We start from the raw sequence: 9,924 nt of genomic DNA on the forward strand, positions 1-9,924 counted from the left end.
GGTCACCCGGTCCGCCTCGTCGGCCAGGACTCCCGGCGCGGCACGTTCACCCAGCGGCACGCCGTGCTGGTCGACCGGGTCACGGGCGAGGAAGACGACGACCAACATCCTGCGGCATGCGCAGGCCGAGCAGGTGCGCATCACCCTGTCGGAGTCGGGCATCACCATCGTCAACGACGGCGTGCAAGAGGGTCCGCTTCCCGAACTGCGGGGGCTCGCCACGCTCAGGGAACGAGTGGTGGGCAACGGAGGCGAGCTGACGGTGGAGCAGAAAGACGGGCGTTTCCTGACGGCTGCGGCATTCCCGCACGGTCGTTCGGACGCTGCCCTCTGACAGCGGGAAAGGACGACTGATGACCACCGTGGTACTCGCCGACGACGAGGCACTCCTCCGCAAAGCGCTGGCGTCGTTGCTCCCACTCGAGGGCGAGATCACCGTGCTCGCCGAAGCGGAAGAGGGTGCGGCGGCCGTCCAGGCCACGCTGCGACACCGGCCCGATGTGCTCGTCATCGATCTGGAGATGCCCGGCGTGGACGGACTCGGCGCCGTCGCGGAGATCCGCCGTGCGCGGCCGGAGCAGGTGATCCTCATGCTGACCCGCCATGCCAGGCCCGGCGTGCTGCGCAGGGCACTGAAGCTCGGAGTCCAGGGCTTCGTCAGCAAATCCGCGGAGCCGGCGCACATCGTTTCGGTCATCAAAACCCTGCACGAGGGCAGGCGATGGATCGACCCGGATGTCTCCGCACTCGCCGTCGTCGACGACTGCCCGCTCACCGACCGCGAGATCGATGTGCTGCGGGCGACCGGCGAAGGCTATTCGGTCGCCGACATCGCCGCCCGACTTCACCTGGCAGAGGGCACGGTGCGCAACTACCTCTCGAATGCGATGCAGAAGACTCAGACCCGGACCCGGCACGAAGCGGCGCGGTACGCGCGTGAACACGACTGGCTGTGAGCGCCGATGGCGGGGGATCTGGAGATCGAGCAGTGGGTCTTCCTGGAGCGCTTTGCGGGAAAGGGGTACGCGTCCGTGCTCGATATCGACGTCGAGGATTTCGGCGGTGACCTCTTGGCCGATGGCCGAATCAGGCCCCTCGGCGGCGAATCCGACGCGTCCGTGACGGGCCACGAACTCGCCGTCGATCCCCGCCTGGCGTCCCGTGGAGATGAGCCGGGCGACCTCACGATCACCCACTCCGGCAGGACGGCACACCGGGACACCTCTCTGCGGCCGGCCGCCGGCCGCAGAGAGGTGTCGTACGCGGCTAGTAGCGGGGTTTGCGGCTCAGGGCCACGCCGGCTACCAGGAAGATGCCGCCGACGACTCCGGAACCGATGGCTCCGGGGGTGTTGGCGGGGGTGGTGCTGGCCTGGATGACGGCGGTGACGAGGCCCATCACCGCGCTGATGTAGCAGAAGATCGTGATGAAGATCTTGACGTTGGTGTTCACTGGATTCCTTCGGTGGGGTGACGGCCGTTTTGCGAGGCGTCGGGGGCGGTACCGGCTGCGGTGAACCCGAGGAGCATCACCCAGGCGTTGGGATCCGCGCGGAACCGGTTCCAGCGGTCGGCGGCGAGGGCGAACTCGCGGAGCGACAACACTCCGGCGGTCACGAGCGGCTGCAGCCGTCCTGGGCCGAGGTGGGGGGCGAAGTCATCCGTGGGTCGGGTGTCGTTGGTGGTGGCGAACGGGCGAAGGGCGACCTCCGTGAAGCCGGCGTCACGGAGCAGGCGGGTGAGACGGCGGCCGATCGTGCGATCGCCTCCGGCGGCCTGCTGGGTCGCCGCCATCTTGGCGTGCACTCCCACCAGTTCCGGGTAGACCGGGTCGGCCAGCCCCCAGCAGGAGGCGTCCACCTCGGTGACCAGGATGCGGCCACCGGGGCGGAGGATCCTGCGTGCCTCGGCGAGGGCCGGTCCGGGATCGGGAAGGTGCTGAAGGACGTACCTGAGGAGTACGTATTGCGCGCTCGCCGTCTCCAGGGGCAGGTCGGCGGCATCGGCGACGATCAGTTCGGCGCCGGCGCCCTCGGCATGGGCGAGCAGGTCCGGGTCGATGTCCACGGCGACCAGTGACAACTCGGGCAGCGCCCGCCGCAGTCGCCTGGTGATCGCGCCGGACCCCGCGCCGATCTCGACCAGCGGGCCGCCCGACGCGGTCAGGCCCAGTTCGCGCAGCAGGCTCAGCTCCTCGTCGAACGAGAGCTCCGCCTGTGCCTCCAGCCGCGCCAGCTCTCCTGCCAGCCCACCCGCGGTGGTGGTGGCGGGGTTGTACGAACCGGCGTTCGGGGTCGGGGGGTTGGGATCCGGCCGGTCGGCGGGGCCGGGCAAACCCGCATGCGGCGTCGGAGTACCGGAGTCCGGGGCCGGGGTGTCGAGAGCGGCGCCACGGTCGGTGACGGTGGCCGGGGGGTGCGGGGGTGTGGGGAGAGTGGTCATCGGGGGCTCACGATCATGTGCATGCCGTGCTTCGGCCGTAGCGTCACCAGCGCCTCCGGTTCCACCGGGAAGCCGGGTTCCAGCGTCAGCCGTACCGTCTGAGACAGCATCGCCAGGACCAGCGTCGCCTCGATCAGCGCCAGGTGCCGGCCGATACAGACGCGCTCGCCGCCGCCGAACGGCAGGTACAGATGACTCGGGAGGTCGACGCCGTCGAAGCGGTCGGGTACGTACGCATCCGGGCGGTCCCAGTAGCGGGGGTCGCGGTGCAGGACCCACTGGCTGACGCAGACGAGCGTGCCCGGCCGTACCGGATGGCCGTCGAGCTCGTCGGGGCCGGTCGCGCGGCGGGAGATCAGCCAGACCGGGGGGTACAGGCGCATCGCCTCCTGTACGGCCCGGCGGCAGAGCGGCAGGTCGGGCAGGTCCGCGGCCGTGGGCGGGCGTCCGCCCAGCACCCGGTCGACCTCGGCCCGGACCCGTTCCGCCTCTTCCTGATGGCGGTCCAGTAGATAGAAGGTCCAGGTCAGGGCCTTGGCGGTGGTCTCGTGACCGGCCATGATCAAGGTCAGCACCTGGTCGCGGAGGTCGGCGTCGGACAGGGCGCCGAGCATGGTGTCGAGCAGGGTGCCGGTGGCGGTGGGAGCGGCCCGGCGGGAGGCGATGACGGTGCGCGTCATCATGTCGAGCAGGGCGCGGGCGCGTGCGTACTCCCGCCGGCGGCGGCTCGTGTCCGCCGGGTCGGGGTCGGGGTCGGGTACGTAGTGGCCGATGAAGCGATTGACGGCGTCCACCGCGCGGCCGAACCCGTCGCCCGCCGCGCCGAGGTCCACGTCGAGCACCGCGCGGGTCAGGATCGACAGGGTCAGCGAGGTGAGGTGGTGGTCGATCGGCTGGGGTGCGCCGGTCTCCGCGGCGGCACGCCAGCGGGCCAGCAGCGCCGAGGTCTCGTCGGTGATGATCTGGTCGAAGGAGGCGACCGCGCTGCGGCGGAAGGCCGGGGCACAGAGCCGGCGCTGCCGCGCCCATTCCGCGCCGTCGCTGGTGAGCAGGCCGTTTCCGAGTAGCGGGCGGAGCATGTGGTCGTCGGGCGTGTTCTCCTTCGTGTAGTTACCGACGTTGTCCTTGAGGATGTGCCGGGCGAGATCCGGGCGATGCGCCATGAACACGGTCTCGCCGTTCGCGTGGTGGCCGGTGACGTCCCCGTAGCGACGGGCCAGGCCGGTCACGAACCCCAGTGGGTCGCTACGCATGCGTTCCATGTCCACCGGGCCGGGCGGTCCCGGGGGCAGCTGCGTGCTGGTAGTCGTCACCGACGCCTCCGCTTAACGGTGCTTAAGTATCTCTGATACGTATTCACGAGTACCGGATATACGTATTGAATGTCATTGATGAGCACATCCGTACTGTGGCATGCTGCTAATGTAACACTGCGTTGATGAACGTATCAATACTTACATCAATGGCGAATAACTTAAGTCTTGGTATGTGCCGCGCGCCATGCGACAGTCCTTTCAGTTGCCGACGCAGAAAGCAGCGGTAAACAAACAGAGGGAGAATGACATGGCGCTCGAACCGCAGGAGCGGGCGGAATTCATCAACGCCTACACCCGCACCCTCATCACCGCCTGGTCGGACGAGGAGTACGCGGCCCGGCTGAACGCGGACCCGCGCGCCGCGCTGGCCGAGTCCGGTCTGACCATCCCGGAGGACGCCGAGATCGTCATCGTGCGCCACATCCCCGAGGGGCACGAGGAGGGCAACCTGGACGTCCAGGTCGGCCTCTGGGAGGTCGGTCTGGCGACCGGCCAGTACGAGCTCCACATCCCCGAGACCCCGGTGGTCGACGCGGCCGAGCTCAGCGAGGGCGACCTGTCCGACATCGCGGCCGGCGCCGCCGACGCGGCCGCCTGCTACTACTGCTGCTGCCCGTGCTGCTGCTGCACCTGATTCACCGCATCTCCAGCATTCACTGAATTCGCTGGATTCACTGAATTCACTGGATTTCCAAAATCGCCATGCCGTTCCCGTTCCCGTCTCCATCGGAGGAGTAAGTCGATGGTTTCCGCCGCCGCGGAAAACGACCCGGTCGCCGTCACCGGCCTGAATAAGCGTTATGGAGAGCACCTGGTGCTCACCGATCTGAGCCTGCGGGTACACCGCGGCGAGGTGTTCGCCTTGCTCGGGCCGAACGGCGCGGGAAAGACCACGACCGTCGAAATACTGACGGGAGTACGGCGGCGGAGCGGTGGAGACGTGGAGGTCCTCGGCCAGGATCCGGCCAGGGACCCACGGGAATGGCGGGCGCGTATCGGGGTGGTCAGCCAATCCACCGGCGCCTACCCCGATCTCACCGTGGGTGAGGTGGTCAGGCAGTTCGCCGCCATGTACCCCAGGCCGCTGCCGCCCACGCAGGTGCTCGACATGGTCGGTCTGGGAACGTACGAGAAGAAGAAGACCACGGAGCTCTCCGGCGGCCAGCAGCGCCGTCTGGACGTGGCCGTCGGCGTGATCGGCGACCCCGAGTTGATCTTTCTGGACGAGCCCACCACCGGGCTCGATCCGGTCGCCCGCCGCGAGGCGTGGGACCTGGTGCGGTTCTTCGCCGCGCGCGGCTGCACCACGGTGCTCACCACCCACTACCTGGACGAGGCCGAGACGCTGGCCGCGCGGGTCGGTGTGATCGCGGGCGGCCGGCTGGTGGCCTGCGGACCGCCGAGCGAGCTGGGTGGGCGTGCGACGACCTCGGCCGCCGTGTCGTTCCGGCGCTCCGAGTCGCTGGCCGGCCGGGAACTCCCCGAGCTGCCCCATGGAGCGGTGCTCGAACCGGGACCGACGGGCGCGGGTGACCTGGTCACCGTGCTGACCTCGGAGCCGACCCGGCTGGTGAGCCTGCTGGCGTCCTGGGCCGAGGCCGAGCTGCCCGAGCTGATCGTGCACCGCCCCACCCTGGAAGAGATCTACCTCAACCTCATCGACCGGCATCGACAACAGCCGGAGGAGAACAAGTGAGCGTCACCGATTCCGTTCACGCCCCCGGCCGGGAACTCGGGGAGGGGTTGCTGCCCGGGCTGTGGCGGGCCAGTGCCGCCCGGTCGTCGGTCGAGCTGAAGTCGTTCTTCCGCAACAGGCAGTCCCTGGTCTTCACCCTCTTCTTTCCGGTGATCCTGCTTGTGGTGTTCGGCGCGATCTTCACCGGCAAGGTGGAGGGCACCCAGACCGATTTCCGGCAGGTCTTCATGGCGGGCATCGTGGCCGCCGGCGTGATGAGCACCGCCTTCTCCGGGCTGGCCATCAACATCGCCATCGAGCGGGACACCGGCCTCATCAGCAGGCTGGCCATGACGCCGATGCCCAAGCCCGCCTACTTCATCGGCAAGCTGGTCAAGGTCGTGGTGACCACCGTGGTGGAGACGGTGCTGCTGCTCGGCATCGCGGTGACCGCGTTCGGGTTGCCCTGGCCGAGCACCGCGCACCGCTGGTTCACCCTCGCCTGGGTGCTGACGCTGGGTACCGTCACCTGCGCACTGGCCGGGATCGCCTACAGCGCGGCCATCCCGAACAGCCGGTCCGCCGCGGCGATCGTGACGCCGGTGTTCATGGTGCTGCAGTTCATCTCCGGGGTCTTCTACCCCTTTCACCAGCTTCCCGAGTGGATGCAGAACACGGCCGCGCTCTTCCCGGTGAAGTGGATGGCGCAGGGGTTCCGTTCGGTGTTCCTGCCGGACGGCTTCACCGTCGTGGAACCGGCGGGCGGGTGGGAGCTCGGCCGCATCGCGCTGGTCCTCGGACTGTGGGCGGTCGGCGGCCTGCTGCTGACCGCACTGACGTTCGGCTGGCGCAACGCGCGTGTGCGCTGATCAGGTAAGCGATCGCAAGGGAGACTGACGCGTGACGACGGTAGGCACCCAGATCCGGTTCCCTGCCCACCTGGCTCACCCCTTCTCCCCTGCGGGACGGGCCGATCCCTATCCGGCCTACGACTGGCTGCGCGCCCGCGCTCCGGTCCACTACGACGCGGCGTCGCGGCTCTGGCTGGTGACCGGGCACGCCGACTGCGCCGCCGTACTGCGTGACCAGGGTTTCTCGGCGAGTGCCGGGCAGCAGGGGCGGGCGCGCGACGAGGAGTTGCCGCCGTCGATGCTCACCACGGACCCGCCCGATCACACCCGGTTGCGCGCGCCGGGGCTGCTGCTGCTCGGACCCGCGGCGATCGCGTCGGTGGCCGAGGCGATCGCCGCCGACGTGGACGGGCTTCTCGACCGGCTGGCGGAGCGGACCGTGGTCGACGCGGTCGCGGAGATCGGGAGCCCGCTGGCCACCTCGGTCTTCCTGCGGCTGTTCGGGCTGGCGGAGAGCGACCGGAAGGTCTTCGCGCAGCTCGCCCAGGCGGCCTCGATCAATCTGGATCCGCTGGCCGGGCCGCAGGTGGCGGCGCTGGGCAGGTCGGCCATGGGAGAGCTGACCCGGTTCCTGGACGCGCACTGCGCGTCCGCGCCGCCCAGCCCGCTGGCCCGGCTGGCCGCCGACGACCGGCTGAGCAGGCGGGAGATGCTGGGGGTGCTCGGGCTGGCCGTGGTGGGCGGGTGGCAGCCGCTGGCCGAGGCGATCGGCAACGCGCTGTACTGGCTGCTGCCCCGGCCCGAGGCGCTGACCGTACTGCGCGAGGGCGGCCGGGAGCCGGCGCGTACCGCGATGGACGAGTTGCTGCGGCTGGAGGCGCCCATTCCGTTCACGGCCAGGGTCGCGATCCGGAACGTGGCGCTGCCCGGGGGGCAGGTGCCCCAGGGGGCCAGGGTGCTGGCGATCGTGGCCGCCGCCAACCGGGATCCGGCCGTTTTCGAAAGGGCCGGGGAGCTGGTGCTCGACCGGACGCCCAACCCGCATCTGGCCTTTGGCGGAGGGCCGCACTTCTGCCTGGCGGCGCAGCTCGTCCGGCAGACCGGGGCGGTGCTGCTGGCCCGGCTGGCCGAGCGGTTCCCCGCCGCGTCGCTGGCCGATCCGGAGCCGGCCTGGGCCGCCACGCTGATCCCCCGGCGGTTGCGCGCCCTTCCGGTGCGGCTGGGAGGCGGGGATGCGCGCTGAGGTCCTCGTGATCGGCGCCGGCGTCAGCGGGCTGACCTGTGCCGACCGCCTGGCCAGGGCCGGGGTGCGCACCGTGGTCCTTGAGGCCAGGTCACGGATCGGCGGGCGGATCCTGACCTTCCGTCCCGCGGACGGCGGGCCCCCGCTGGAGCTGGGCGCGCAGGTCGTCCACGGTGACCGCAACCCCGTCCACGGGCTGGTGGAGACCGGGACGGCGCCGCGGCCGACCGCGGCCCGGGTGATCAGCGGGCGGGTGGGCCGTCCCATGGGGGCGCTGGCCCGCACACCGCATCCGCCCTGGCTGCTGGAGGCCAGGCTGAACGCGGAGGGCGCCGAGGCCGGCGGATCGGTGAACGGCTGGCTCGGCGACGTCGGCGGGCCTTACCCGGTGGCGAGCGAGTGGTTCCGGCAGATCTGGGCCGCGGACCCGGAGCGGCTCAGCGCCGCCGGTGTGGCCGCGGCCCAGCGGGGGGACGGCGCCGGGCAGGGAGAGTACGTCGTGTCCGGCGGGTTCGACCTGCTGCCGCGACGGCTGGCGGCGGGGCTGGAGGTGCACACCGAACGCCCGGTCCAGGTGCTCGGCTGGTCGCCGGGACGGGTCGCCGCGCTGACGCAGGCCGGGACCGTGGAGGCGGAGCGGGTGGTGGTGACCGTGCCGCCCGCCGTGGTGACCCACGGCACGCTCACCATCAAGGATCTGCCCGAGCACAAGATCGAGGCCGCCCGGGAGCTGGCGGCGGGTGACGGCTGCTGCGTGGTCGCGACCCTGTCGGTGCCCGCGCCGGAGACCGCGTCGGTGTTCGACGCGGACGGCGTCAGCGGCTTCGTGAGCTGCCGCGAGGGGCGCCCCGAGGCGTTGATCGTGGCCAAGGACGCGGCGGCCGCCTGCGTGCGGGCCGCCACCGGCCCCGACCTGTCGGCCATGCTCACGGTGGCGCTGCCCTGGGCGGCGGGGGCCCGGGTGCTGGGCAGGCGGATCGCCGACTGGGGGGCCGACCCGTGGAGCCGGGGCGCGTTCACCGCGCCGCTGCTCGGTGCCGAGCGGGCTCCGGCGCGCTGGGCCGAGCCGGTCGCCGACACACTCTTCTTCGCGGGCGAGGCCACGGTCTCGGGAACGCGGCTGCCGTGGGTTCAGGGGGCGATCGCCAGCGGGGTGCTCGCCGCCGACCGGCTCCTGGAGGCGATGGGCTGATGACAGCGCAGTTGGGACCGCATTCCGGCTGGTACCTACCGGCCTTCACCTCCGAGCTGACAGCCGAGGTGACCCCCCTGGAGATCGGGCCCCGGCGGCTGGTGGCCGTGCGGGACGAGACGGGGATCCGGGTCTTCGACGCCGACTGCCCGCATCGGGGCGCGCATCTCGGCTACGGGGGACGGCTCTCGGGTGACTGCCTGGTCTGCCCGTTCCACGGCCGCCGGATCGCACTGGGCGACACCACCAGGCGGTGGTCGGTACGCGAGCACCACGTGATCGTCTCCGGCGAGGCCGTGTTCGTACGGCTCGCGGACACCCCTGACGACGACCGGGGACTCAGCCGGGCGATCAAGGAGCTGGGCGGGACCCACCCGCTCACCGCGGCCGTGGTCAGGCCGGTGGACGTCGATCCGGTGATGATCGTGGAGAACGCCTTCGACATCGACCACTTCACCGAGGTGCACAAGGTGCCGCGGCTCCGCGGGATGGCGCATCGGGACGGGGACGAGGGCGAGCTGGTCATCGAGGGCGAGTTCGTCATGGGGGCCAAGCCGGGGAGCACCTCCGGTCCTTCGGTCACCCGGGCGCGCTTCCTGGCATGCGCCTACAGTCCCGGCGTGGTCGTCACCCGGTTCGGGCCGCCGGGGTGGGAGCAGGTCATCGTCACCGCCGCCGTGCCCCGGGAGAGCGGCGGGTGCGTGGCGCGGGTGGCGATCGGCGTCCGCCCCGAGCAGCAGGGCGAGCTGCCGCTGCTCATCAGCGGCAGCGAGCGGGCGCTGGCCGAGGACGCGGTGGTCTGGGAGCGGTTGAATCCTCGGGCGGTGCCCCGCTTCGACGGCGGGGACGCGGCCGTGGTGGCCTACCGGAGATTCTGCGCGGGCTTTCGGGAGCCGGCGTGAGCGGGCTGCGCGTGGCCGAGTCGGGGACGGGTCCGGCGGTGCTGTGGGTGCACGGCTACACCATGGACCTCACCCTGTGGGAACCACTGTGGAGGCTGCTGCCCGGCTGGCGGCACATCGGCGTGGATCTCCCCGGTCACGGCGGCTCCGAGCCGCTGCGGCCCGGTGTGACGCTGCCCGCCCTGGCGGTACGGCTGGCCGAGATCGCCTCGGCCGAGCGGGCGGACCGGGTCGTGGGGAACTAGCGGTGCAGGCTTTAAAAAAGGGGGTGCGACCATAACGGTGGCGCCCCTTTTCGCGCTCC

Annotated in this window: 11 protein-coding genes and 1 pseudogene; 9 read left to right on the forward strand and 3 right to left on the reverse strand. The window is 71.0% G+C overall.

What is annotated here, in order from left to right; translation table 11 throughout:
• Window positions 1-88 precede the first annotated feature (88 nt).
• Window positions 89-334 (forward strand): annotated as a pseudogene (locus tag ABZ260_RS38360) (sensor histidine kinase); the annotation flags it as partial.
• A 19-nt stretch (window positions 335-353) separates the two neighbouring features.
• Entirely contained in the window at window positions 354-956 is a 603-nt protein-coding gene (locus tag ABZ260_RS38365; RefSeq protein ID WP_355627283.1) for a response regulator transcription factor, read from the forward strand.
• 310 nt (window positions 957-1,266) lie between these two features.
• Here the strand turns inward: ABZ260_RS38365 and ABZ260_RS38370 are convergent, their stop codons facing one another.
• Genes ABZ260_RS38370 through ABZ260_RS38380 form a run of 3 tightly spaced genes read right to left on the reverse strand, consistent with a single transcriptional unit; the run spans window position 1,267 to window position 3,754 of the window.
• On the reverse strand, window positions 1,267-1,452 hold the full coding sequence (locus tag ABZ260_RS38370) for a hypothetical protein (RefSeq protein WP_030913265.1): 186 nt from the start codon (window positions 1,450-1,452) through the stop codon (window positions 1,267-1,269).
• Window positions 1,449-2,441 (reverse strand): methyltransferase domain-containing protein, encoded by a 993-nt coding sequence (locus ABZ260_RS38375; protein WP_355627285.1) that lies wholly within the window; start codon window positions 2,439-2,441, stop codon window positions 1,449-1,451. The genes ABZ260_RS38370 and ABZ260_RS38375 overlap by 4 nt, the downstream gene beginning before the upstream one ends.
• Complete coding sequence (locus ABZ260_RS38380; protein ID WP_355627286.1) at window positions 2,438-3,754, reverse strand: cytochrome P450; 1,317 nt, start codon at window positions 3,752-3,754, stop codon at window positions 2,438-2,440. Before ABZ260_RS38380 ends, ABZ260_RS38375 begins: the two co-directional genes overlap by 4 nt.
• Window positions 3,755-4,004: 250 nt before the next feature.
• On the opposite strand from ABZ260_RS38380, the gene ABZ260_RS38385 reads away from it, so the two are divergent.
• From ABZ260_RS38385 to ABZ260_RS38415, 7 genes are all read left to right on the forward strand, one after another.
• Window positions 4,005-4,391, forward strand: a complete 387-nt coding sequence (locus ABZ260_RS38385) for a hypothetical protein (protein WP_350912396.1) — start codon at window positions 4,005-4,007, stop codon at window positions 4,389-4,391.
• A gap of 108 nt (window positions 4,392-4,499) precedes the next feature.
• Window positions 4,500-5,453 (forward strand): ABC transporter ATP-binding protein, encoded by a 954-nt coding sequence (locus tag ABZ260_RS38390; RefSeq protein ID WP_355627288.1) that lies wholly within the window; start codon window positions 4,500-4,502, stop codon window positions 5,451-5,453.
• Entirely contained in the window at window positions 5,450-6,301 is an 852-nt protein-coding gene (locus ABZ260_RS38395) for an ABC transporter permease (RefSeq protein WP_355627289.1), read from the forward strand. The genes ABZ260_RS38390 and ABZ260_RS38395 overlap by 4 nt, the downstream gene beginning before the upstream one ends.
• 31 nt (window positions 6,302-6,332) lie before the next feature.
• Complete coding sequence (locus ABZ260_RS38400) at window positions 6,333-7,526, forward strand: cytochrome P450 (RefSeq protein WP_355627291.1); 1,194 nt, start codon at window positions 6,333-6,335, stop codon at window positions 7,524-7,526.
• Window positions 7,516-8,718: an FAD-dependent oxidoreductase gene (locus ABZ260_RS38405; protein ID WP_355627293.1), complete on the forward strand. Its 1,203-nt coding sequence runs from the start codon at window positions 7,516-7,518 to the stop codon at window positions 8,716-8,718. The genes ABZ260_RS38400 and ABZ260_RS38405 overlap by 11 nt, the downstream gene beginning before the upstream one ends.
• Window positions 8,718-9,620, forward strand: a complete 903-nt coding sequence (locus ABZ260_RS38410; RefSeq protein WP_355627294.1) for a Rieske 2Fe-2S domain-containing protein — start codon at window positions 8,718-8,720, stop codon at window positions 9,618-9,620. Before ABZ260_RS38405 ends, ABZ260_RS38410 begins: the two co-directional genes overlap by 1 nt.
• Entirely contained in the window at window positions 9,617-9,865 is a 249-nt protein-coding gene (locus ABZ260_RS38415; RefSeq protein ID WP_355627296.1) for a hypothetical protein, read from the forward strand. Before ABZ260_RS38410 ends, ABZ260_RS38415 begins: the two co-directional genes overlap by 4 nt.
• The last annotated feature ends 59 nt before the right edge of the window (window positions 9,866-9,924 follow it).

Origin of the sequence: Streptosporangium sp. NPDC006013 (genome assembly GCF_040614275.1) — a bacterium.
GTDB lineage: Bacteria > Actinomycetota > Actinomycetes > Streptosporangiales > Streptosporangiaceae > Streptosporangium.

Bases quoted from the DNA above. Each gene is read 5' to 3' on its own strand.
- ABZ260_RS38365 (WP_355627283.1), top strand. From the start codon at position 354: ATGACCACCGTGGTACTCGCCGACGACGAGGCACTCCTCCGCAAAGCG.
- ABZ260_RS38375 (WP_355627285.1), bottom strand. From the start codon at position 2,441: ATGACCACTCTCCCCACACCCCCGCACCCCCCGGCCACCGTCACCGAC.
- ABZ260_RS38385 (WP_350912396.1), top strand. From the start codon at position 4,005: ATGGCGCTCGAACCGCAGGAGCGGGCGGAATTCATCAACGCCTACACC.
- ABZ260_RS38390 (WP_355627288.1), top strand. From the start codon at position 4,500: ATGGTTTCCGCCGCCGCGGAAAACGACCCGGTCGCCGTCACCGGCCTG.
- ABZ260_RS38405 (WP_355627293.1), top strand. From the start codon at position 7,516: ATGCGCGCTGAGGTCCTCGTGATCGGCGCCGGCGTCAGCGGGCTGACC.
- ABZ260_RS38410 (WP_355627294.1), top strand. From the start codon at position 8,718: ATGACAGCGCAGTTGGGACCGCATTCCGGCTGGTACCTACCGGCCTTC.